The organism is Nonomuraea composti (genome assembly GCF_012034275.1).
In the GTDB taxonomy this organism is placed as follows: Bacteria; Actinomycetota; Actinomycetes; order Streptosporangiales; family Streptosporangiaceae; genus Nonomuraea; species Nonomuraea composti.
Genome location: NZ_JAATEP010000015.1, coordinates 125,211 through 145,473 on the forward strand (window position 1 = coordinate 125,211; position 20,263 = coordinate 145,473).

Genomic DNA, 20,263 nt, shown 5'->3' on the forward strand with positions numbered 1-20,263 from the left:
ACTTCGTGTGCGCCGGCAGATGACCCCGCGTCAGACTTTCGGCCGATTTTAGGCTTGCGGCCGGTGTGACGGCACCACGAGGCCGGCCTCGTACGCGTACACCACCACCTGCGCCCGATCCCGCAACCCCAGCTTGGACAGCACCCGCCCCAGATGCGTCTTCACCGTCGCCTCCGCCACCTCCAGCCGGCCCGCGATCTCCATGTTGGACAGGCCCCGCGCCACCATCAGCAGCACCTCCCGCTCACGCGGCGTCAGGTCGGCCGCCGACGCCGGCGGCTCCTCGGACGGGAGCTGCGCGGCGAAGCGGTCGAGCATCCGCCGCAGCGTGGCCGGCGAGACGACGGAGTCGCCCGCGTGCACCACCTTGATGGCGTTGACCAGGTCGGCCGGCGGCACGTCCTTCAGCAGGAACCCGGCCGCGCCCGCCTTCACCGCCGCGAACGCGTACTCGTCGAGGTCGAACGTGGTCAGGATGAGCACCTTCGGCCCCACGATGTGCCGGGTGGCCTCGACGCCGTCCATGCCCGGCATGCGGACGTCCATCAGCACGACGTCCACCTCGACGCTCTTCAGCAGCTCCAGCGCCGTGACGCCGTCTCCCGCCTCCGCCACCACCTCGATGTCCGGCTGCGCCCCCAGCACCATCCGGAAGCCCGCCCGCAACAGCTCCTGGTCGTCGACCAGCATCACCCGGATCATCTACGCCGCCTTCGCCATGGGCAGCCTGGCCAGCACCTCGAAGCCGCCGCCCTGCCGGGGCCGCGCCGAGACGGCGCCGCCGTACATGCCGACCCGCTCGCGCATGCCGATCAGGCCGTGCCCGCCGGGGCTCGCCGGGGCCGCCGCGCCCCGGCCGTTGTCGGTCACCCGCACGACCAGCTCCGATCCCAGGTAGTCGATCTCCACGGCGGCCTCGACGCCGGGGCCGCCGTGCTTGAGCGCGTTCGTCAGAGCCTCCTGGACGATGCGGTAGACCGTGAGCTGCTGGCCCTCCGGCAGCTCCGCCGGCGCGCCGCCGACCCGCAGGCTCGCCGGCACCGCCGAGCCCCTGACCAGCTCCTCCAGCTGCCCCAGGCCCGGCTGCGGCGTGTAGTCGGTGCTCCCGCCCTCGTTCTCGCGCAGGACGCCCACCAGCCGGCGCATCTCGGCCAGCGCCGCCCGGCCGGTCTTCGAGATGTTCCTGACCGCCAGGCGGGCCTGCTCGGGATCGCTGTCCAGGGCATAACCGGCGCCGTCGGCCTGCACCACCATGACGCTCACGTTGTGCGCCACCACGTCGTGCAGCTCACGGGCGATCCTCGCCCGCTCCGCCGCCGCCGCCATCCTCGCCTGCTGGTCGCGCTCGCGCTCCGCCCGCTCCGCGCGCTCCTCCAGGCCCTCCAGATAGCGCCGGCGCGTGTTCGCGTACAGGCCGGTCACCCAGACCGTCACCACCAGGATCGAACCGCTGAAGAACATCCCGAACGTCGGCACCTCCCAGTTGAGCAGCGCCAGGAACACCCCCAGCTCCGCCACCAGGCACGCCGCCAGCGCCCACCGGAACGCGCACTGGCAGGCCACCCCCCACAACGCCACCAGCACCGCGAAGTTGGCGGGCTGCGGATCGACGTCCGCCACCCACTGCCCGAAACTGATCAGCGACACCACCGCGAACGTGACCAACGGCAGCCTGTCACGCCACCACAACGGCACGACCAGCGCCGCCGCCAGCGCCAGATAACCGCCCACCCGCAGGTAGACGTGCCCCTCCGGCGGCGTCACCGACGCGTACGGAATCGCCATGAAGGCGCACAACACCCCCAAGGGAGCCACCCGGAGGACACCCGCCAGCTTCGAGTGGCGCATGGACCACGCCCGTACCCTGCCGAACACATCATCACGATACGTAGCGCGAGCCGGACATTGGTCCGCCTGGAGGCGGAAGTGAGAGTACGACCCAGGTCTTACATCGACCAGCTCTTACATGGGGCTTACGGTGACTCTGGCAGTCTCTATGACTGGGAGCGCCCCAGTGGGGCGAGTAAAGGGAGATCGTGATGGCGGATCATGATCGCGACGCCGGGTCGCGCGGCGAAGAGGAAGCGCCGCGCGACCCGACCCCGTCGGAGCCGACACAGGAGCTTCAGGAGCCCGGTCCACTCAAGTACGGCGAGCACGCCGACCGCCCCTACACCTACCTCCCGCCCACCCAGCCCATCCCCGCCCCAGGCGAACGCGCGGCCACGCCCTTCGGCGACTTCCTGCGCCGCCGCCGCACCCAGGTCACGGCCGCCGGCCTGATCGGGCTGCTCGTCGGCGGCATCCTCGGCGGCGTCACCGTCGCCGCCTTCAACGACCTGCGCGAGGACCACGGCCGCTACGACATGTGGACGGAGGCCCCGGGGTGGAGCCACCACCGCAAGTGGGGGCCCGAGCTGCGGATGCCGTGCTACGAGATCGACGACCGCGGGCTCTGCGTCCTGCCACCGCCCGCCGAGGTGGACCCCGGCGAGCCCACCTGGACAGGTTAGGCGAGAAGGTATTTGTAGGGCCGGTGGGATTCGAACCCACACTAACAGCCACCTAAAGACTGCGCCTCTGCCATTGGGCTACGACCCCTTTTTTGCCTTTCCCTTGCCAGCGAAATTATCGGTTTGGGAATGGCAGTTCGGGCACAGGAAGCGGAGATTCTCCATTCGGTTGTCCAGCCAATCGCCACTGATGTGGTCGACATGGAGCGTCAGCGGCCTTCCCTGCCACGTGCCGCCAATCCTACAGCCTGCGCACGCGTACGGGACCCCTGCTTCACACAGAGCCCGCCGCAGCGCCGGAGCCTTCTCGCGGATGGAACCAGGCGGTCGCAGCACGAGAACTTCCTGGTAGGACCGAAGGGTGACGGAACGCCGCCCTTTGCCGTGCGCCTGACCGACGAAGTGCGAGGTGTCAATGCCGAAGTGTTTCAGCCGGCGGCTGATGTGGGCGTGGCTGCCGCCCGTCCACTTGACTCCCAGGCGCCTGAGCACGTCGGCGACGCTCAGTGACTCGGCGGCGGCCTCGGAGAGCAACTCGCGAGAATACTTGACATATGCTGCCACGGGCAAAGCTTAGAAAAAGGCTCCGACATTCGCGGGCGGAAAGCCAATTGGGGAGCTTTGCGTTAATGGTCCGGAAGGCGGGCCCTTGTGACTGCCAAGGGCCCGCGGGCGATCAGGACAGGCCGAGCTTCTTCTTGAGCGAAGCGACGTGCCCCGTGGCCTTCACGTTGTAGAGCGCCTGCTCCACCTTCCCGTCGCCGTCGATGACGAAGGTCGAGCGGATCACCCCCACCATCTCCTTCCCGTACAGCTTCTTCGGGCCGTACGCGCCGTACGCCTGGTGGACGGTCAGGTCGGGGTCGGACAGCAGCGGGAAGGTCAGGGCGTCGCGCTCGGCGAACTTGGCCAGCTTCTCCGGCTTGTCCTTCGACACGCCGAGGACGACGAAGCCCTCGGCGGTGAGCTGGGCGAGGTTGTCGCGGAAGTCGCAGGCCTGCTTGGTGCAGCCGGGAGTCATCGCGGCGGGGTAGAAATAGAGGATCACCCGCTTGCCGCGGTAGGTGTCGAGCGAGATGGTGCCGCCGTCGGCAGCGGGTAGCGTGAACTCGGGCGCGGCGTCGCCCGGTGTGAGTCTGGTCTCGGTCAATGGGCCCTCCTGGGTTCTTCCCGCCAACCTACCGGCCCGGCCGTTGTGCCGGACGGCGCGCCGACCTGACAGACTGATCACGACCAGAACGGACGGAGCCCGCTCGGCACGCGGTGCGGGGCACGCACGCGTACGGTCGAAAGGAGAGCCATGGCTGACACCGATCCCGACGAGCTGGAGCGGCGGATCGCGCGGACCCGCGCGGAGTTGGCGCAGACGGTCGACGCCATTGCCGACCGGGTGAGCCCCAAGCGGGTCGCCGAGCGCACGGTGGCCGACGTCAAGAGCAGGGCAGGGCATTTCGTGGCGTCCGTGGGTGACGCGCTCGGGGTGACGCCGCGGCCGGTCGAGTACGGCGACGATCAGGAGCGGGTGTGGGAGGAGGAGCGGCCTGAGCTGGGGCCGCTGCTCATCGGGGTCGGCGCGGTGCTGGTCGTGGGGGCGGCCATCGTGCTGTGGCGGCGCCGCCGCAAGCGCCTCTAAGGGGGGTGCGCGTCAGCTGCTGAGGGCGCGTCGGAGGGCTGAGGGCGCGTCAGAGGAACGTGCGGCCTTCGCCGCGGTACGTCGGGATCGATTCGGTCACGGTGTCGCCGTCCACGAGGTGCAGCGCGTCGAAGTGCTCGCACAGCTCGCCCGCCTTGGCGTGCCTGAACCACACGCGGTCGCCGATCCGCAGGTCGTCGGCGGCGGGGCCGAGCAGTGGCGTCTGCACCTCGCCCGCGCCTTCCTCGGGCGCGTAGCGCAGGCCGGCCGGCAGGTACGGCTGGGGCGCCCGTGACGGGCCGGCCGGGCCGGAGGCGATGTAGCCGCCGCCGAGCACGGTCACCGCGCCGGGGGCGGGGCGGCGCACCACGGGCAGGGCGAACATCGCGGCCGGGCGCCCGGTGAAGCGGCGGTAGAAGTCGAACAGCCGCGGATGGAAGAGGCCGGAGCCCGCCGCCAGCTCCGTGACGGCCTTCTCGCGGGCGGTGAGGTCGACGGAGCCGGTGCCGCCGCCGTTGACGAACTCGAGGTCGGCGTGCCGGCGCACGGCGTTCACGACGCGGCCGCGGCGCAGGACGAGCTCGCGCGCCGACAGGGTCTGCATGATCCTGATGAGGCGGGTGCGGGCGGCGTTCGCGGGCGGGGCGTCGCCGACGCCGGCGATCTGCGCCTCGTACGCCAGCAGCCCCACCAGCCGGAAGCCCGGCCGTTTGGCGACGGCGGCGGCCAGGTCGGCGGCCTCGTGCGGCTCGCGGACGGGGGAGCGCAGCGCGCCCATCCTTCGGCCGAGGGCGACGTAGGCGGCGTCGATGTCGAGGCAGAGCCGCAGCTCGGCGCGCGGGTGCACGCCGCTGACGGCGGCCTCGATGTGGTCGAGGTGGGCGGGGGAGTCGATGGTGACGGTGACGCGCCCGGCGGCGCGGGCGTCCCCGGCGAGGGCGGCCAGCGCGTGGCGGTCGGCGGTGGGGTAGGCGACGAGGATGTCGGTGAAGCCGTTCGCGGCCAGCCAGAGGGCTTCGGGCAGCGTGTACGCCATGACGCCGCGGAAGCCGTCCATGGCCAGGATGCGTTCGAGCAGGGGCCGGCTGCGGATGGACTTGCTGGCCACCCTGATGGGCTTGCCGGCGGCCCGGCGGACGAGGTCGGCCGCGTTGGCGCGCAGGGCGGCGAGGTCGACGATCGCGAGCGGTGGTTCGAGGGCCGCTGTGGCGCGGTCGTAGCGCTGGCCGTCATCCATACCGGCAGCGTAACCGCATAAGGGGCAAAAGAACATGAGGGTTGTTCGTGTTTGCCGCCGTCCCCGTAATGTTCGGGCAAATCGGCGGCGAGGGTGCGGTTCAGCCCATGCGCCCTCCATGTACGTCTGTCGTTGTGATGACCACGCTTCAGCAGATACTGCCCGGCGCCGTCGTCGCCCCTCGGGACACCGGGCTGCGACGGGCGAGCAGGGTGCTCAGGCCGGCCCGCACCCTCCCGGGAGCCCTGGTCGCGCTGACGCTGACCGCCGGGCTGGGGGCGACCGCGGCCGAGGTGGTGTCGGCGCTGCTCGGCGCGCCGCTCGGCTGGGTCCCGGTGGACGAGGCGGTGGCGCTCGCCGGCCGGACCACCTGGCAGGACACCGCCTCCGTGGCCCTGCTGCCGGCGGTGGCGGGCACGCTGATGCTGCTGCTCGCGATCGTGCCCGGCCGCTGCTCGCTCGTGCCGGTGGAGACGTCCGACCCGCTGATCGTCATCGGTATCACCCGCTCCGGCCTGCGCCGCACCCTGTGCGCGGCGGCGCAGCAGGTGGCGGGCGTGGACAAGGCCCGCGTACGCCTGCGCCGCCGCACCATCGAGGTCACGGTCACGACCGGCGCCGAAAGCTCGGGCCAGATGCTGAGGCAGGTCGGCACGGCCGTGGGGGACCGCCTGGCCGGCGTGGGCACGCTGGGCACCGGCGAGGTCGTGGTCCGCCTGCGCAGGAGGGGCGCCTGATGTCTTACTGGAGGATCCGGTGATGCGCCAGTACGGCGGCCACCGCGTCGGCCTGGCCGCCGTGGGGGCGACGCTGCTGGGCGCCGGGGTCTACGCGTGGCTGCGCGGCCACGACCGCTTCTTCGGCCTGCCGCCCACCGCCAAGCTCCTGCCCGCCCCGGCGCACAAGGCGCTGGCGGAGGACCCGTGGCCGCTGTGGTTCCTGGCGCTCGGCCTGCTGCTCCTCGCCATGATGACGCTGCGCTGGCTGCTCGTCGGCCTCGGCTGGGGCCGCCGCGGCACCCACAACGGCACGGGCACGGCCATGCTGTTCGTCGGGCTCAAGGGGGTGGACGGGCTGAGCAGGGCGGGCGTCCGGGTCGCCGAGGACCGCCTGCGCATCGGCCTGTCGTGCCCGGCGGCGGCCGACGTGGGCGCGGTGGTCAGCAAGCTGGACCAGGACATCGTGGGCCGCATCCGCCGCGAGGTCCGCGACGACGAAACGCCCACGGTGGTACGGCTGCACGTACGGCGTTGAGCGCCGCTCAGTGGTGGTAGCGGGCCGGGAGGCAGATCAGGCGATGCTCAGCGGTGATGCGCCGCGAGCAGGCGCCGGCCGGCACGTGCTTGAGGAGCTGCCGGTCGGCTGAATGCCAGTGCGCGGACCTTCACTCGTCGTCCAGCAGCTCGTGCAGCCCGTGCCGGCCCTCGGCCGCCGCGTGGTAGGACTCCATCAACCGGCGGGCGTTGGCAGGGGACTGGAGCAGGTAGGCCGTCTCCCCATGGGTTTCGTACTCGTCGGCGGCCACCGGCAAAGCGTAGCCGCCCTTGAAGACGATCTCCACGGCGCGAGCGGTCTCTTCAGCACTCGATCACGTTGACCGCGAGCCCGCCCCGTGACGTCTCCTTGTACTTGTCGAGCATGTCCCGCCCCGTGTCCCGCATCGTCTTGATGGCCTTGTCCAGGGCCACGTAGTGGCGGCCGTCGCCGCGCAGCGCGATCCTGGCGGCCGTGATGGCCTTGTTGGAGGCGACCGCGTTGCGTTCGATGCAGGGGATCTGGACGAGGCCGCCGATCGGGTCGCAGGTCAGGCCCAGGTTGTGCTCGATGCCGATCTCGGCGGCGTTCTCGACCTGCTCGGGCGTGCCCCCGAGCACCTCGGTGAGGGCGGCGGAGGCCATGGAGCAGGCGGAGCCGACCTCGCCCTGGCAGCCGACCTCGGCGCCGGAGATGGAGGCGTTCTCCTTGAACAGCACGCCGATCGCCCCGGCCGTCAGGAGGAAGCGGACCACGCCGTCGTCGTCGGCGTGCGGGACGAAGCGGGTGTAGTAGGTGAGGACGGCGGGGATGATGCCGGCGGCGCCGTTGGTGGGGGCGGTGACGATGCGGCCGCCGGCGGCGTTCTCCTCGTTGACGGCCAGGGCGAACAGCGTGACCCAGTCCATCGCCTGCAGCGGGTCCTTCTCCGCGGGCTCGGTCTGGAGGCGGCGGTAGAGCTGGTTGGCGCGGCGCTTGACCTTCAGGCCGCCGGGGAGCACGCCTTCGCTGGAGATGCCGCGGCGCACGCACTCGGACATGACCCGCCACAGGTTGAGCAGGCCCTGCCGGATCTCCTCCTCGCTGCGGCCGAAGGCCATCTCGTTCTGCAGCATCAGGGCGGAGATCGACAGGCCGGTGTTCGAGCAGTGCTTGAGCAGCTCCTCGCCGGTGGTGAACGGGTAGGGCAGCACGGTGTCGTCGGCCTTGATGCGGCCGGCGCCGGTGGCCTTCTCGTCCACCACGAAGCCGCCGCCGACGGAGAAGTACACCTTCTCGCGCAGCCGCTCGCCGGAGGCGTCGTAGGCGGTGAAGCGCATGCCGTTCGGATGTTCGGGAAGGGTGATCTTGCGTTCGAAGACGAGGTGCTCGCCGACGACGAAGGGGATCTCGTGGGTGCCGTACAGCTTGACGGTGCCCGACTCGCGCATGGCGGCGATGCGGGCGTCGACGGTGTCGACGTCCACCAGCTCGGGTTTCTCGCCGGACAGGCCGAGCAGGACCGCCTTGTCGCTGCCGTGGCCCTTGCCGGTCAGGCCGAGCGAGCCGTACAGGATGGCCTCGACGCGGGCGACGCGCTCCAGCAGGCCGTCCTCGTGCAGGGCCCGGACGAACTTGTGCGCGGCGGCCATCGGGCCGCCGGTGTGCGAGCTCGACGGGCCGATGCCGATCTTGAAGAGGTCGAAGACGCTGATCGCCATTGATGTGCGCCCTTCATGAGAGGCCGGGGCCCGCGCGGGGCCCCGGCGGACAGATCAGGACTCGCCTGAGGTGAGAGCGGTGTACTCCTCCGGCGAGAGCAGGTCCTCAGGGTCGCCTTCGACGCGCACCTTGAACATCCAGCCCTCGCCGTACGGGTCGCTGTTCACGAGGCTGGGGTCGTCGACGACGGCCTGGTTCACCTCGGTGATCTCGCCCCCGACCGGGGAGTAGATCTCGTTCACGGACTTGGTCGACTCCACCTCGCCGACGGAGTCGCCCTGCTCGACGTTCGCGCCGACCTCGGGGAGCTGCACGTAGACGACGTCACCAAGGGAGTCGGCGGCGAACGCCGTGACGCCGACCGTCACGGTGGTGCTGTCGTCCAGCCCGGCCACCCACTCGTGCTCCTTGGTGTAGCTCAGGTCGTCAGGGATGTTGCTCACTTGTTCCTCCTGTAAAAGGGCAGCTCGACCAGGTCCATAGGTTCATGGCTGCCCCGGATGTCCACAGCCAGGCCTGAATCGGCGCCGGTGTCCACGTAGGCCATCGCGATGGGCTTTCCCAGGGTCTGGGAAGGCGCACCGCTGGTGACCTCGCCGACGACGGCGCCGTCCTTGGTGACCGGGTAACCGTGGCGCGGCACCCGGCGGGTCCGCGCGACCAGGCCGACGAGCCTGCGTCGTGGCTGGTCGTCCTTGACCGCCTCGAGCGCAGACCTGCCGACGAAGTCACCCGGCTTGTCGAATTTCACCACCCTGCCCAGCCCCGCGTCGAACGGGGTGAGCTGCGCGCTCAGCTCGTTGCCGTACAGCGGCATGCCGGCTTCGAGCCTGAGCGTGTCGCGGCTGGACAGGCCCGCGGGCTTGAGCCCGTACGGCTCCCCGGCGGCCGTGAGCGCGTGCCACAGCGGCACGGCGTCCTCGTTGGCCACGAACAGCTCGAACCCGTCCTCGCCGGTGTACCCCGTGCGGGCGATGAGCGCCCGCCGGCCGTCCACCTGGCCGGGCAGGCCGGCGTAGTACTTGAGCCCGGCGAGGTCGGCGTCGGTGAGCGTGGCGAGGATCTCCTGGGAGCGCGGGCCCTGGACGGCGATGAGCGCGTACTCCGCCGACCGGTCCGTCACGACCGTCTCGTACGGCTTGGCCCGCTCCCGCAGCTCCTGCGCGACCTTCTCGGAGTTCGAGGCGTTGGCCACGACCATGAACTCCTCGTCACCGAGCCGGTAGACGATGAGGTCGTCGAGGACGCCGCCCCGCTCGTTCACGATCATCGTGTATCTGGCGCGTCCGGGTGCGAGTGCCGACAGGTGCCCGACCAGCGCGTAGTCCAGCGCTTCGCCGGCCTGGGGGCCGGTCAGGAAGATCTCGCCCATGTGGGAGAGGTCGAACAGCCCGGCCGCCTCGCGGACGGCCCGGTGCTCCGCGGACTCGCTGCCGTACCGCAGCGGCATGAGCCATCCGGCGAAGTCGGTGAGCGTGGCGCCGAGGCTCTCGTGAACGTCTCGTAGCGGTGTCGGTCGGGACATTTGTCGCACCTCAGGACAGGAGTGGATGCCAGCATCCTCCCCCTCTGTCATCGATGCCTGAGAGCTTCACCCGACTTTTGCCGGACTTTCACCTTCGGCGAGGCCCCATGGGCCTGCTTTCCAGAGGACACCTCGTCCGCGCGGTCCTTTGCCTTGAGAGGTTCGCGGGGAGGGCTTGCTCCTTCAGGGACCCTGACCGGCTGTCAGGGCACTCTCCCGCGCGGTTTCGTCGGTGATGTCCGTCAGCCTAGTGCCGTTACGGGGCTGTTGTCGCGTTCTGGGCCGTACGGGATCCGGCGCCGTCAGCACGCCTGGACGAGCGCCTCGAACAGAGCGTGCTCCTCGGCCGCCTCGGGGTGCCACTGCACGGCCATGGTGAACGCTCCCGACGTGCTCTCCACGGCCTCGATCGTGCCGTCGGCGGCGGTGGCGGTGACGGTCAGGCCGGGGGCGAGGCGGTCCACCGCCTGGTGGTGGTAGTGCGCGACCGCCACGGGCTCCTCGCCCAGCACCTTGGCCAGGCGGGTGCCGGGGACCGGGGTGACGGGCAGGTGCCCGAAGCGGCCCGGCCCCGGGCAGTGGTCGGTGTGGCCGACCAGGTCGGGCAGGTGCTGGTGGAGGCTGCCGCCGAGGGCCACGTTGAGCACCTGGAGGCCGCGGCAGATGCCCAGGAACGGCAGCCCGGCGTCGAGGGCCGCCGCCAGCAGGGCGAACTCCGCCTCGTCCCGAAATTTCCGGACGTAGCCGCTGCGTTCGTGCGGCTCCGCGCCGTACCTCGCCGGATCGATGTCACCGCCCCCGGCCAGGATCAGCCCGTCGAGGCGGCCGGCCAGCCCGGCCGGCGAGCCGGCCGGCGGCAGCAGCACCGGCTGGCCGCCCGCGCGCACGACCTGCTCCACGTACGAGTACGGCAGCAGCGCCGCCCGGGTGTCCTGCCACACCGTGAACGAGGCGGTCTCGACGTAGGACGTGATGCCGATGACGGGGCCCACGACCGTCCTCCCTCTTAGAGCGGCGTGACGTAGGCACCGGAGATGCCGCCGTCCACCAGGAACTCGCTGGCCGTGATGAACGAGGCGTCGTCGCTGGCCAGGAACGCCACCGCGGCCGCGATCTCCGACGCCTCGGCGAAGCGGCCCACCGGAACGTGCACCAGCCGCCGCTGCGCCCGCTCGGGATCCTTGGCGAACAGCTCCCGCAGCAGCGGCGTGTTCACCGGGCCCGGGCACAGGGCGTTGACCCGGATGCCCTCCCTGGCGAACTGCACCCCCAGCTCCCGCGACATCGCCAGCACCCCGCCCTTGGAGGCGGTGTAGGAGATCTGCGAGGTCGCCGAGCCCATGACGGCCACGAACGACGCGGTGTTGATGATCGAGCCCTTGCCCTGCCGCCGCATGTACGGGATGGCGTGCTTGCAGCACAGGTAGACGCTGGTCAGGTTCACCTCCTGGACGCGGCGCCAAGCGTCGAGGCCGGTCTCCAGGATCGATTCGTCGTCGGGCGGCGAGATGCCGGCGTTGTTGAAGGCGATGTCCACGCTGCCGTAGGTGTCGTGCGCCGTCGCGAACATGCGCACGACGTCGTCCTCGCTGGTGACGTCGGCCTTGACGAACAGGCCGCCCACCTCGGCCGCGGCCTTGACGCCCGCCTCCTCGTCGATGTCCGCGCAGACCACCCTGGCGCCCTCGTCGGCGAAGCGGCGGGCCGTGGCCAGCCCGATCCCGCTGCCGGCGCCGGTGATGACCGCCACCCGATCCTGCAACCGCTGCACTGTCACTCCCAGGAGATGAAGACGTTCTTGGTCTCGGTGAACGCCGCGAGCGCGTCAGGGCCGAGCTCCCTGCCAAGGCCGGACTGCTTGAAGCCGCCGAACGGGGTCCAGTAGCGGACCGAGGAGTGGGAGTTGACCGACAGGGCTCCCGACTCGACGGCCCTGGCCACGCGCAGCGCCCGGCCGACGTCGCGGGTCCAGATGGAGCCGCTCAGCCCGTACGGGGTGTCGTTGGCGATCCGTACGGCCTGCGCCTCGTCCTCGAACCTGACGACCGACACGACCGGCCCGAAGATCTCCTCGGTGAACGCCCGGTCGGTGACCTCGGGGGTCAGGACGGTCGGCGGGAACCAGTAGCCCTTGCCCTCGGGGCAGGAGCCCTGGAGGTGGGGGGCGCCGTCGACGAAGCCGCGGACGCGTTTGAGGTGCTCGGCGCTGATCAGGGGGCCCATCTCGGTGGCCTCGTCGAGGGGGTCGCCGACCTTGACGCCGTGGACGGCCTCGGCCAGGCGCTCCATGAACGCGTCGTACACGCTGGACTGGACGAGGATCCTGGAGCGGGCGCAGCAGTCTTGCCCGGCGTTGTCGAACACCGCATAAGGCGCGGTTTTGGCCGCTTTTTCGAGATCCGCGTCGGCGAAGACGATATTGGCGGACTTGCCGCCCAGCTCCAGCGTCAGCCGCTTCACGTGACGCCCCGCCTTCGAGGCGATCTCCTTGCCCACCTCGGTCGAGCCGGTGAACACGATCTTGGCGACGCCGGGATGCTCCACCAGGCGGGCTCCCGCGACCTCCCCTACCCCAGGCAGAACCTGGAGCACCCCCTCGGGGAGGCCCGCCGCCAGGGCCAGCTCTGCCAGCCTCAGCGCGGTCAGCGGAGTCCACTCGGCCGGCTTCACGATCACCGTGTTACCCGCCGCCAGGGCCGGAGCCACGCCCCACATCATGATCACCATGGGGAAGTTCCACGGCACGATGATCCCCACCACGCCCAGCGGCTCCTGGAAGGTGACGTCCACGCCGCCGGGCACCGGGATCTGCCTGCCGTGGTTGCGCTCGGGCGCGCCCGCGTAGAAGTGCAGCACGTCGCGGACGTTGCCGGCCTCCCACCGGGCGTTGCCGATGGTGTGCCCGGCGTTGGCCAGCTCCAGCCGCGCCAGCTCCTCGCCGTGCTCGTCCACCAGGCCGGCGAACCTGCGCAGCAGCCGCGCCCGCTCGCCCGGCGCCACCTCCCGCCAGGCCGCCTGCGCCCGCCTGGCACGCTCCACGGCCCGATCGACCTCGGCCGCGTCGGCGAGCTCGACGTCGGCGATCACTTCCTCCGTCGCCGGGTTGACGATCTTCATGCGTTCCCGTCACATCCGCTCGAAACCACGGAACAGCTCCCAATCCGTCACCGCCGCGTCGAAGGCGGCCAGCTCCACCCGCGCGTTGTTCGCGTAGTGCGCCACCACGTCGTCGCCGAACGCCTCCCTGGCCAGCTTCGACCCCTCGAACAGCGCCAGCGCGTCACGCAGCGTGTGCGGCACGGTCTCGGCGCCCGAGTCGTAGGCGTTGCCCTCGTACGGGTCCTCCAGCGGCAGCTCCGCGTCGATGCCGTACAGGCCGGCCGCGACCAGCGCCGACACCGCCAGGTACGGGTTCACGTCGCCGCCCGGCACCCGGTTCTCCACCCGCAGCGAGCTGCCACGGCCCACCAGCCGCAACGCGCACGTCCGGTTGTCCACGCCCCACTTGACGGCCGTGGGGGCGAAACTGCCCGGCACGTACCGCTTGTAGGAGTTGATGTTGGGGGCGTACAGGAGGGTCAGCTCCCGCAGGCACGCGAGCTGGCCCGCGACGAAGCGCGCCCCCAGCGGCGACAACCCGAACGGGCCGTCGCCCGCCATCACCAGGTCCCCCTCCACGCTGCGCAGCGAGATGTGGATGTGGCAGGAGTTGCCCTCACGCTGGTTCGGCTTGGCCATGAACGTGATCGACCGGCCCTCCTGCGCGGCGATCTCCTTCGCGCCGGTCTTGTAGATGACGTGGTTGTCGCAGGTGCGCAGCGCCTCGTCGTAGCGGAAGGCGATCTCGTGCTGGCCCAGGTTGCACTCGCCCTTGGCGGACTCCACGTACAGGCCCGCCCCCTCCATCTCGCGCCGCACCCGCCGCAGCAGCGGCTCGACGCGGGCCGTGCCGAGCAGGGAGTAGTCGACGTTGTAGAGGTTCGCGGGCGTCAGGTCGCGGTACGCGCGCCGCCACGCGTCCTCGTAACTGTCGTCGTAGACCACGAACTCCAGCTCCGTGCCCACGTAGGCGGCCAGCCCCCGGTCGGCCAGGCGGGCGAGCTGCCTGCGCAGGATCTGGCGCGGGGACGCGGTCACCTCGCCGCCGCCCTCCCACGCCAGGTCGGCCATCAGCAGCGCGGTGCCCTCGTGCCAGGGCACCCGGCGCAGCGTGCCGAGGTCGGGCTTCATCACGAAGTCGCCGTACCCGCGATCCCAGGACGACATCTCATAGCCCTGGACGGTGTTCATGTCGACGTCCACCGCGAGCAGGTAGTTGCAGCCCTCGGAGCCGTGGTGCAGCACCTCGTCGAGGAAGTACCGCGCCGACAGCCGCTTGCCCTGCAACCGGCCCTGCATGTCGGCGATCGCCAGGAGCACGGTGTCGATGCGGCCCGCCGCCACCTCGTCGCGCAGCTCGGCGACGGACAGGAACCCGGTGCTCGCTCGATCGTCCACGCTGCGCAGCTCCGATCTGGACTGAAGCGCTTTCCCGTTAATTGGGCTAGTCTCAGACCATTGATCAGCATGGCGGGATCGCTTGTCAAGACCTGAGGACACCTTGGACGAGTCGGCGCGTTTGATGACGGTGCTGCGCCCGGTCAGGGCCGGCAACGCCTTCGAGGAGACCGTGGAACGGCTGCTCCAGGCCATCAAGCTGGGCGTCGTCCCGCCCGGGCACAAGCTGCCCCCCGAGCGCGAGCTCGCCGTCCAGCTCGGCATCAGCCGCGTGACGCTGCGCGAGGCCATCCGCGCGCTGTCGGAGGCGGGCTACCTCGACGTGCGGCGCGGCCGCTACGGCGGCGCGTTCGTCACCTACGTCCCGCCCACCCCCGACGCCGGCGACCTGCGCCAGGCCGTCAACAAGATGGGCACGGCCGAGCTGTCGGACGCCCTGACCTTCCGGCTCGCCGTCGAGTGCGGCGCCGCCCAGGTGCTCGCCTCCGCCGGCCTCCCCGACGACAAGCGGGACGTGCTCACCCGCAGGCTCGCCGAGCTCAACCAGGCCGGCCTCGACGACTACCGCCGCCTCGACACCGCCTTCCACCTGTCCATCGCCGAGCTCACCGGCTCCACCCTGCTCGCCACCACCTGCGCCGACGCCCGCTCCCGCGTCAGCGACCTGCTCAACGCCATCCCCATGCTGCAGGTCAACCTCGACCACGCCGCCGTCCAGCACCGCGCCATCGTCGACGCCATCCTCGCCGGCGACCCCGAGGCCGCCCGGCGGGCGGTCGCCGAACACCTGGAGGGCACCGCCGCCCTCTTACGTGGCTTCCTGTCCTGAGAGGCCGGGTACGTCCGCGCGACTCGTACCATCGAAACCAGGGTCATGGGCAACTGGTTCCAGCAAAGCATCGTCGCCACGGGACGGCTCCCGCTGTTCTGCTACTTCATCATGCTCATCGCCGCCTTCATCGCTACCCGCATCAACGTCCGCCTCATCCGGGCGAAGGTCGGCTGGTTCCGCAACGTCAACGTGGGCGAGATGCACATCCACCACGTCGTCTTCGGCGTCGTGCTGATGTTAGTCGGCGGCGTGACGCTCATCGTCTCGCCCGGCTCCCAGGTCGGCACCGCCGTCGCCGCCTCCGTCTTCGGCGTCGGCTCCGCCCTCGTCCTCGACGAGTTCGCGCTCATCCTGCACCTGCACGACGTGTACTGGGAAGAGGAGGGCCGCACCTCCGTCGACGCCGTCTTCATCGCCGTCGCCGTCACCGGCCTGCTCCTCATCGGCCTGCGCCCGCTCACCTGGAACTACGGCACCCCCGTCAACCCCGCCGCGCTCATCGTCGCCAACCTGGCACTGGCCGTCGTCACCCTGCTCAAAGGCAAGATCTGGACGGGGATGGCCGGGCTGTTCGTCCCGCCGATGCTGCTGGTGGGCGCCATCCGCCTGGCCCGGCCCGGATCGCCCTGGGCGCACTGGTTCTTCGCCAAGCAGTCGCCCCGCAAGATGGCCAAGGCGATCCACCGCGAGGAGCGGTGGCGGCGGCCGGTGATCAAGGCGAAGATCGCCTTCCAGGAGTTTCTCTCCGGGCGTCATGATCTGCCTTCCACTCGGCGCGGCCGTCGGCATACTTGAGTCATGGCACTTCCTGACCTGTACGCGGGCCTGGACGAGAAGATCCCCGACTCGCTGGCCGACCTCCATGGCCCGGCCGAAGGGGTCGTCCCCCTGCCGCCGTACCTGGCGTGGTCGGGGATGACCGAGTTCGACCTCGCCAAGCCCATGATCCGGATGTCGATGTACCGCATCGTGATCACCGCCGGCCGCAAGAGCGACTACGAGACCTACCTCAACGCCGAGCACCTGGTCAACGACTGGCCGGAGCTGCGCAGAGGGCTCGGGCCCGGCTACCGGCGAGCGCTGGAGAAGAAGCTCAGCCTGCGCCGGGAGACGGTCGCCTGATGTACTTCCCGCCCTTCCAGGAGCGGTTGCTGCAAGCGGTGTCGCCCGTGTGCGAGCGGTACGGGCTGGTGCTCGCGGGCGGTTACGCGATCAAGGCGCACGGCTTCACCGACCGGCCCAGCAAAGACCTCGACTTCGCCACGGCCGAGGAGTTACCGCTGGCCGAGGTGGTGGCGGGCGTGATTGGAGCGTTCCAAGCGGCGGGCCTCCACGCCACGATCATCAGCGTGTCGCCGCGCTCCGCCCGCCTCATGATCGAGGATCCGCAGACCGGCGAGGAGTGCGAGTTCGACCTGCTGCGCGAGGCGTTCCAGCAGCACCCGGCCACGTGCGGCGAGCTGCGGGTGCTCAGCGTGGAAGACGCGATCGGGCTCAAGATCCGGGCCCTGCACGAGCGCAGCTACGCACGCGACATCATCGACGTCGCCGCGGTCGGGCACCTCTACACCTTCCGCGGGCTCGAAGGGCTTGCCAAGCCGCACAACGACTACTTCTCGATCTACGAGCTGGCGACGAGGCTGAGCTTCGTCGACTCGATCAGCGACGAGGAGTTCGAGAGCTACGGGCTCGGGGAGGAGCAGATCAGGCAGGTGCGGAGGTTCGCGCAGGCGTGGCTGCAGGACATCCAGCTGCGCCGGGCCGACGACGGCGACGCCGACTACGACCACCCCGACCTGCCTGAGATCGACTAGGAGACCAAATCGGCCAGGTGCCGCAGCGAATCGATCAGGTGCTCAGGGCCGAACGGCGGGAACTGGATGCGCTGCCTGATCGGCTGCGGCACCGCCGACCAGTCGTAGGTGAGCGTCACCTCCGTCTTCGACTCGTCGAGCGGCACGAGGTCGTACCGCCACCACCAGCCGCCGAACCGCAGCTCGCCGTCGTCGCCCTCCGTCCCCGTCCGCCAGCCGATGGCGTGCGGCGGCTCGAAGACCTGGATCTGGTTGGCGGTCCGGTAGTCGCCGTCGGGATGGTTGTCGTGGTGCATGTTCATCCGGAAGACCTGCCCCGCCTCGGTCAGCGGCGCCCGGTCGACGGGCTCCCGCACCCAGCCGGTGCCGTCGATCGAGGCGTGCGTGGCCGGGTCCGCCAGCGCCGCGAACAGCTTCGCGGCGGGGACGGCGACGGTCAAAGTGGCGTTCATGGTGTCCTGGCTCATGGTGCGCGTGCTCCTATGCCGTTCTGTATCGGGTCCTCTCAGGCATATGGACCAGGCGGGGGAGCGGAAGGCATCGGTCGGGCGGGCTATAGGGCGGCCACCGAGCGGAGGGCCAGGCCCATGCCCAGGAGGACGACCATGGCGGCCGTTCCCAGCGGGGCCAGGCCCGAGAGGCGGGCGGCCAGGCGGCGGCCGGCCGAGGCGCGGTGCTCCAGGCGGTCCACGAGCTTGACCAGGAGCAGGCCCGTGACGGTGAGGGTGGCGGCCATGCCGACCCCGTACGCGGTCACCAGCGCCACGCCGAACCACGTGCGGCCGAGGGCGATCGCGCCCAGCAGGACGATGAGGGCCGAGGGGCTGGGGACGAGGCCGCCCGCGATGCCGAGGCCGATCAGGCCGGCTCGTTCGGTGGGGGCGGCGTTCTCATGTCCATGGCCGTAGCCGGGCGCGTGTCCATGCCCATGCCCATGCCCGTGGCCGTGGCCGTGGCCGTGCGCGGTGGGGCGGCGGAGGTTGAGGAGGAGGCGCAGGCCGATGGCGGCGATCAGGACGCCGCTGGCCACCCCCAGCCAGGCCAGCACCGACTCCCCGGCCAGCGCCGTGAACGCCGTCAGCAGCAGGCCCACCACCAGCACCCCCGCCGTGTGCGTGGCCGTCACGGTCGCGCCCACCACCAGGGCGTCGCGCGGGCGGCCGCGGCGGCCCGCCAGGTACGCCGCCATGATGGTCTTGCCGTGCCCGGGGATGAGCGCGTGCCCGGCCCCGAGCACCACGGCCAGGCCCACCGCCAGCAGCCCGAGCGGGAGCGTCAGCGCGTCCGAGCCGATCAGGCCCGTGAACGTGCGGTCCAGGGCGGACAGTGCCTCGCCGATGGGGCCGCCGACCTCGATCCCGAGCCCGCTTCCCCCAGCGGCCGGGCCCGTCGTGGAAGGAGTGCCCAGGGCGGGGCCGGCCGCTGTGAAGGTGGCCACGCGCTGGTCGAGCGGGTCCGCCAGGAGGTCCCGCGGGTAGGTGCGCAGTTCCTGGCTGGCGCTGCTCGCGGGCACCGAGGAGCCGGTCAGACGCACGCCGTCGCCGGTCGCGGTGATCTCCCGCCAGCCGATCCTGTCCTGGTCGAACCCGTCGGTGAACCTCACGGCCCCCGAGGCGCGAACTTCCGCCACGAGCTCGCAGGACAGGCGGCTGGTCCGCAGGCCCCCCTCGCCGGAGGCGTAGGCGAAGGCGGCGGTGCGCACGCGCCACGGCACCACCCGGCCGGACACCTCCAGCCGCTGGGCCCGCGCCAGGGCGGCGCAGCGGCGGGTCGCGTAGCCGGCGTCCACCTGCGCCTTGGCCTGGAGGGTGGGCAGCTCGGCCAGGTCCTCGACGGCGTGGTTGGTGATCCGGTCGGGCGAGACGCGCAGGCCGTTGTAGTGGTTGACGGTGAAACGCCCCAGCGGGTGCACCGCCGTCTCTGCCTGGGCGGGGCCCGTGAGCAGGACCGTCGTGCCCAGCGTGAGGAGCAGGATGAGGGGGAGCAGTCTCATGAGAACCTCGCCAGGGCCGGCAGCGTCGGGTCGAAGTCGGGGTCCACGCGAGCGGAGCGGCCCAGGGCCTGCTCGATCCTGGCGCGGTGGTAGGTGATGAGCGGGTTCTGCCAGCCGGTGGCGGTGGCCTGCTTGGCGTACCGGAGGGCCTGGGCCGGCTTGCCCGCCTTGAACAGCGCCCACGCGAGGGCGTCGGCGGCGACGAGGTTGGGGTTGCGGGCGTACTCGGCCCTGGCGTGCACGACGGCCTGCGCGGGGTCGCCGTGGTCGGCCAGGAACTCGGCCCACGTCAGGTCGTCGCGCACGCCGGCGGCCTGGAAGAGCTTGCGCTGGGCTTCGAGCAGCGTCCAGTCGGCCCGCTGCCCGGCCTTGATGCGGGTCTCGCCCTGCTCGATGAGGTACTGGGGCAGGGGGAGCCGCTGGACGACGGTGTCGTACAGGTCGAGGGCCTCGGTGAGGCGGCCGGCGAGTGCGGCGGCCCTGGCCTGGCCGGCGAGGGCGGGCGTGTAGGCGGGGTAGGCGCGCAGCGCCTTGGCGTACCAGTCGGAGGCGGTCTTCAGGTCGCCGGCGTGCAGGGCCAGCTCGCCCAGGTAGTAGCGGCTGTAGGCGAGGTCGGCCGGCGACCAGGCGTCGGCGTGGGCGTATTCGAGGTATCTGCGTGCGCCGTCCCGGTCGCCGCGCAGCTCGGCCGCGTAGGAGGCGCGGGCGAAGGCGGCCACGCCGGGGCGCAGGCCCAGCATCCGGTCCACGGCCTCCTTGGCGCCCTTGAGGTCGCCGAGCTGCGTTCTGGCGTCGGCGAGGATGCCGTAGGCGGGGGCCCCGTACGGGTTGGCGTCGATGGCGCGCCGGGCCAGGCGGACGGCGTCGGCGAACTCGTGGCGGCCGGCGGCCAGCGCGGCCTGGCCGGTCAGGACGGTGTCGTCGCCGTCGTTGAGCTTGGCGGCGGTGGCCAGCGCGCCTTCGGCCTTGGTGTAGTAGGCGGGGTCGCCCGTGACGCGGGCCTGGTCGACGTATTGGAGGCCGAGCGCGGCCCAGGCGCGGTGGTCGCCGGGCAGGCGCCTGAGCCGCTCCTGGAGGGTCTCGCGGTGCGGCTGCCCGGCCGCCGGCGGGGTCGCGGGGGCGGAGGTGAAGGAGACGATCGTGAAGAGCGCCGCCCCGACGAGGGCGATGCCGGCGAAGATCGCGAACGCGCGCATGGGCACAGGCTCCAGAGCTGGGAGTGGGGCCGGCCGGCCGTGACGGGGAGCACGGCCGGCCGGCCCTG

At 71.3% G+C, this 20,263-nt stretch carries 24 protein-coding genes, 1 tRNA gene and 2 riboswitches; of the genes, 8 read left to right on the forward strand and 17 right to left on the reverse strand.

The features are described 5' to 3' along the window. Window positions 1-48 precede the first annotated feature (48 nt). Both HCN51_RS22415 and HCN51_RS22420 read right to left on the reverse strand, forming a co-directional pair. Window positions 49-702: a response regulator transcription factor gene (locus HCN51_RS22415; RefSeq protein WP_168011442.1), complete on the reverse strand. Its 654-nt coding sequence runs from the start codon at window positions 700-702 to the stop codon at window positions 49-51. Continuing rightward, a complete protein-coding gene (locus tag HCN51_RS22420; RefSeq protein ID WP_206067502.1) occupies window positions 703-1,848 on the reverse strand; it encodes a sensor histidine kinase in 1,146 nt (381 codons plus the stop codon). Between the two features lie 191 nt (window positions 1,849-2,039). On the opposite strand from HCN51_RS22420, the gene HCN51_RS22425 reads away from it, so the two are divergent. After that, the gene (locus HCN51_RS22425; protein WP_168011444.1) at window positions 2,040-2,513 is read left to right on the forward strand and encodes a hypothetical protein; all 474 of its coding nucleotides are present in this window, start codon (window positions 2,040-2,042) and stop codon (window positions 2,511-2,513) included. Between the two features lie 15 nt (window positions 2,514-2,528). On the opposite strand, the gene HCN51_RS22430 is transcribed toward HCN51_RS22425, so the two are convergent. The 3 genes from HCN51_RS22430 to bcp all read right to left on the reverse strand — a co-directional run bounded on the left by HCN51_RS22430 (window position 2,529) and on the right by bcp (window position 3,663). Beyond that, a tRNA-Leu gene (locus tag HCN51_RS22430) sits at window positions 2,529-2,601 on the reverse strand. After that, window positions 2,592-3,077 carry an HNH endonuclease gene (locus tag HCN51_RS22435; RefSeq protein ID WP_168011445.1) on the reverse strand — a complete coding sequence of 162 codons (486 nt, stop codon included), beginning with the start codon at window positions 3,075-3,077 and terminating at the stop codon, window positions 2,592-2,594. The genes HCN51_RS22430 and HCN51_RS22435 overlap by 10 nt, the downstream gene beginning before the upstream one ends. Window positions 3,078-3,189: 112 nt before the next feature. Beyond that, a complete protein-coding gene (gene bcp / locus HCN51_RS22440) occupies window positions 3,190-3,663 on the reverse strand; it encodes a thioredoxin-dependent thiol peroxidase (RefSeq protein WP_168011446.1) in 474 nt (157 codons plus the stop codon). Window positions 3,664-3,813: 150 nt separating this feature from the next. Here bcp and HCN51_RS22445 point away from each other — a divergent pair, with 150 nt between their 5' ends. After that, window positions 3,814-4,146, forward strand: a complete 333-nt coding sequence (locus HCN51_RS22445; protein WP_080042424.1) for a DUF3618 domain-containing protein — start codon at window positions 3,814-3,816, stop codon at window positions 4,144-4,146. Between the two features lie 49 nt (window positions 4,147-4,195). Here HCN51_RS22445 and HCN51_RS22450 read toward each other — a convergent pair whose 3' ends face one another. After that, complete coding sequence (locus HCN51_RS22450) at window positions 4,196-5,383, reverse strand: amino acid deaminase/aldolase (protein ID WP_168011447.1); 1,188 nt, start codon at window positions 5,381-5,383, stop codon at window positions 4,196-4,198. A gap of 137 nt (window positions 5,384-5,520) precedes the next feature. On the opposite strand from HCN51_RS22450, the gene HCN51_RS22455 reads away from it, so the two are divergent. Both HCN51_RS22455 and HCN51_RS22460 read left to right on the forward strand, forming a co-directional pair. After that, window positions 5,521-6,120: a DUF6286 domain-containing protein gene (locus tag HCN51_RS22455; protein WP_168011448.1), complete on the forward strand. Its 600-nt coding sequence runs from the start codon at window positions 5,521-5,523 to the stop codon at window positions 6,118-6,120. 22 nt (window positions 6,121-6,142) lie between these two features. Beyond that, window positions 6,143-6,637: a hypothetical protein gene (locus HCN51_RS22460; protein ID WP_168011449.1), complete on the forward strand. Its 495-nt coding sequence runs from the start codon at window positions 6,143-6,145 to the stop codon at window positions 6,635-6,637. Between the two features lie 130 nt (window positions 6,638-6,767). Here the strand turns inward: HCN51_RS22460 and HCN51_RS22465 are convergent, their stop codons facing one another. The 8 genes from HCN51_RS22465 to HCN51_RS22500 form a co-directional block, all read right to left on the reverse strand. Then, complete coding sequence (locus HCN51_RS22465) at window positions 6,768-6,944, reverse strand: type II toxin-antitoxin system Phd/YefM family antitoxin (protein WP_168011450.1); 177 nt, start codon at window positions 6,942-6,944, stop codon at window positions 6,768-6,770. Between the two features lie 16 nt (window positions 6,945-6,960). Beyond that, window positions 6,961-8,337 carry an L-serine ammonia-lyase gene (locus HCN51_RS22470; RefSeq protein WP_080042420.1) on the reverse strand — a complete coding sequence of 459 codons (1,377 nt, stop codon included), beginning with the start codon at window positions 8,335-8,337 and terminating at the stop codon, window positions 6,961-6,963. 54 nt (window positions 8,338-8,391) lie between these two features. Next, window positions 8,392-8,781, reverse strand: a complete 390-nt coding sequence (gene gcvH, locus HCN51_RS22475) for a glycine cleavage system protein GcvH (protein WP_168011451.1) — start codon at window positions 8,779-8,781, stop codon at window positions 8,392-8,394. Further along, complete coding sequence (gcvT, locus tag HCN51_RS22480; RefSeq protein ID WP_168011452.1) at window positions 8,778-9,863, reverse strand: glycine cleavage system aminomethyltransferase GcvT; 1,086 nt, start codon at window positions 9,861-9,863, stop codon at window positions 8,778-8,780. The genes gcvH and gcvT overlap by 4 nt, the downstream gene beginning before the upstream one ends. Window positions 9,864-9,897: 34 nt before the next feature. After that, window positions 9,898-9,994, reverse strand: a riboswitch (glycine riboswitch). After that, window positions 9,995-10,092, reverse strand: a riboswitch (glycine riboswitch). Window positions 10,093-10,165: 73 nt separating this feature from the next. Then, a complete protein-coding gene (locus HCN51_RS22485; protein ID WP_168011453.1) occupies window positions 10,166-10,855 on the reverse strand; it encodes a gamma-glutamyl-gamma-aminobutyrate hydrolase family protein in 690 nt (229 codons plus the stop codon). A gap of 14 nt (window positions 10,856-10,869) precedes the next feature. After that, the gene (locus HCN51_RS22490; RefSeq protein ID WP_346433747.1) at window positions 10,870-11,634 is read right to left on the reverse strand and encodes a 3-oxoacyl-ACP reductase; all 765 of its coding nucleotides are present in this window, start codon (window positions 11,632-11,634) and stop codon (window positions 10,870-10,872) included. Between the two features lie 2 nt (window positions 11,635-11,636). After that, on the reverse strand, window positions 11,637-12,980 hold the full coding sequence (locus tag HCN51_RS22495) for an aldehyde dehydrogenase family protein (protein ID WP_168011454.1): 1,344 nt from the start codon (window positions 12,978-12,980) through the stop codon (window positions 11,637-11,639). A gap of 9 nt (window positions 12,981-12,989) precedes the next feature. After that, complete coding sequence (locus tag HCN51_RS22500; RefSeq protein ID WP_168011455.1) at window positions 12,990-14,360, reverse strand: type I glutamate--ammonia ligase; 1,371 nt, start codon at window positions 14,358-14,360, stop codon at window positions 12,990-12,992. A 124-nt stretch (window positions 14,361-14,484) separates the two neighbouring features. On the opposite strand from HCN51_RS22500, the gene HCN51_RS22505 reads away from it, so the two are divergent. Genes HCN51_RS22505 through HCN51_RS22520 form a run of 4 tightly spaced genes read left to right on the forward strand, consistent with a single transcriptional unit; the run spans window position 14,485 to window position 17,006 of the window. Next, window positions 14,485-15,189 carry a FadR/GntR family transcriptional regulator gene (locus HCN51_RS22505; RefSeq protein WP_080042413.1) on the forward strand — a complete coding sequence of 235 codons (705 nt, stop codon included), beginning with the start codon at window positions 14,485-14,487 and terminating at the stop codon, window positions 15,187-15,189. Between the two features lie 45 nt (window positions 15,190-15,234). After that, window positions 15,235-15,987, forward strand: a complete 753-nt coding sequence (locus tag HCN51_RS22510; RefSeq protein WP_168011456.1) for a hypothetical protein — start codon at window positions 15,235-15,237, stop codon at window positions 15,985-15,987. Window positions 15,988-15,990: 3 nt separating this feature from the next. Next, window positions 15,991-16,314, forward strand: coding sequence for a hypothetical protein (locus tag HCN51_RS22515; RefSeq protein WP_240973120.1), 324 nt, complete (start codon window positions 15,991-15,993; stop codon window positions 16,312-16,314). Then, window positions 16,314-17,006: a nucleotidyl transferase AbiEii/AbiGii toxin family protein gene (locus HCN51_RS22520; RefSeq protein ID WP_168011457.1), complete on the forward strand. Its 693-nt coding sequence runs from the start codon at window positions 16,314-16,316 to the stop codon at window positions 17,004-17,006. The genes HCN51_RS22515 and HCN51_RS22520 overlap by 1 nt, the downstream gene beginning before the upstream one ends. Here HCN51_RS22520 and HCN51_RS22525 read toward each other — a convergent pair. From HCN51_RS22525 to HCN51_RS22535, 3 genes are all read right to left on the reverse strand, one after another. Further along, the gene (locus HCN51_RS22525) at window positions 17,003-17,473 is read right to left on the reverse strand and encodes an SRPBCC domain-containing protein (RefSeq protein WP_168011458.1); all 471 of its coding nucleotides are present in this window, start codon (window positions 17,471-17,473) and stop codon (window positions 17,003-17,005) included. The genes HCN51_RS22520 and HCN51_RS22525 overlap by 4 nt on opposite strands. 86 nt (window positions 17,474-17,559) lie before the next feature. Next, window positions 17,560-18,999, reverse strand: coding sequence for a nickel/cobalt transporter (locus HCN51_RS22530; protein WP_206067453.1), 1,440 nt, complete (start codon window positions 18,997-18,999; stop codon window positions 17,560-17,562). Next, a complete protein-coding gene (locus HCN51_RS22535; RefSeq protein ID WP_168011459.1) occupies window positions 18,996-20,195 on the reverse strand; it encodes a tetratricopeptide repeat protein in 1,200 nt (399 codons plus the stop codon). Before HCN51_RS22535 ends, HCN51_RS22530 begins: the two co-directional genes overlap by 4 nt. Window positions 20,196-20,263 lie beyond the last annotated feature (68 nt).

Excerpts from the sequence above, each read along its gene's own strand:
- HCN51_RS22415 (WP_168011442.1), bottom strand. The coding sequence starts at position 702 with ATGATCCGGGTGATGCTGGTCGACGACCAGGAGCTGTTGCGGGCGGGC.
- HCN51_RS22420 (WP_206067502.1), bottom strand. The coding sequence starts at position 1,848 with ATGCGCCACTCGAAGCTGGCGGGTGTCCTCCGGGTGGCTCCCTTGGGG.
- HCN51_RS22425 (WP_168011444.1), top strand. The coding sequence starts at position 2,040 with ATGGCGGATCATGATCGCGACGCCGGGTCGCGCGGCGAAGAGGAAGCG.
- HCN51_RS22445 (WP_080042424.1), top strand. The coding sequence starts at position 3,814 with ATGGCTGACACCGATCCCGACGAGCTGGAGCGGCGGATCGCGCGGACC.
- HCN51_RS22450 (WP_168011447.1), bottom strand. The coding sequence starts at position 5,383 with ATGGATGACGGCCAGCGCTACGACCGCGCCACAGCGGCCCTCGAACCA.
- HCN51_RS22455 (WP_168011448.1), top strand. The coding sequence starts at position 5,521 with ATGACCACGCTTCAGCAGATACTGCCCGGCGCCGTCGTCGCCCCTCGG.
- HCN51_RS22460 (WP_168011449.1), top strand. The coding sequence starts at position 6,143 with ATGCGCCAGTACGGCGGCCACCGCGTCGGCCTGGCCGCCGTGGGGGCG.
- HCN51_RS22470 (WP_080042420.1), bottom strand. The coding sequence starts at position 8,337 with ATGGCGATCAGCGTCTTCGACCTCTTCAAGATCGGCATCGGCCCGTCG.
- gcvT (WP_168011452.1), bottom strand. The coding sequence starts at position 9,863 with ATGTCCCGACCGACACCGCTACGAGACGTTCACGAGAGCCTCGGCGCC.
- HCN51_RS22495 (WP_168011454.1), bottom strand. The coding sequence starts at position 12,980 with ATGAAGATCGTCAACCCGGCGACGGAGGAAGTGATCGCCGACGTCGAG.
- HCN51_RS22505 (WP_080042413.1), top strand. The coding sequence starts at position 14,485 with ATGACGGTGCTGCGCCCGGTCAGGGCCGGCAACGCCTTCGAGGAGACC.
- HCN51_RS22510 (WP_168011456.1), top strand. The coding sequence starts at position 15,235 with ATGGGCAACTGGTTCCAGCAAAGCATCGTCGCCACGGGACGGCTCCCG.
- HCN51_RS22515 (WP_240973120.1), top strand. The coding sequence starts at position 15,991 with ATGGCACTTCCTGACCTGTACGCGGGCCTGGACGAGAAGATCCCCGAC.
- HCN51_RS22520 (WP_168011457.1), top strand. The coding sequence starts at position 16,314 with ATGTACTTCCCGCCCTTCCAGGAGCGGTTGCTGCAAGCGGTGTCGCCC.
- HCN51_RS22525 (WP_168011458.1), bottom strand. The coding sequence starts at position 17,473 with ATGAGCCAGGACACCATGAACGCCACTTTGACCGTCGCCGTCCCCGCC.
- HCN51_RS22530 (WP_206067453.1), bottom strand. The coding sequence starts at position 18,999 with ATGAGACTGCTCCCCCTCATCCTGCTCCTCACGCTGGGCACGACGGTC.
- HCN51_RS22535 (WP_168011459.1), bottom strand. The coding sequence starts at position 20,195 with ATGCGCGCGTTCGCGATCTTCGCCGGCATCGCCCTCGTCGGGGCGGCG.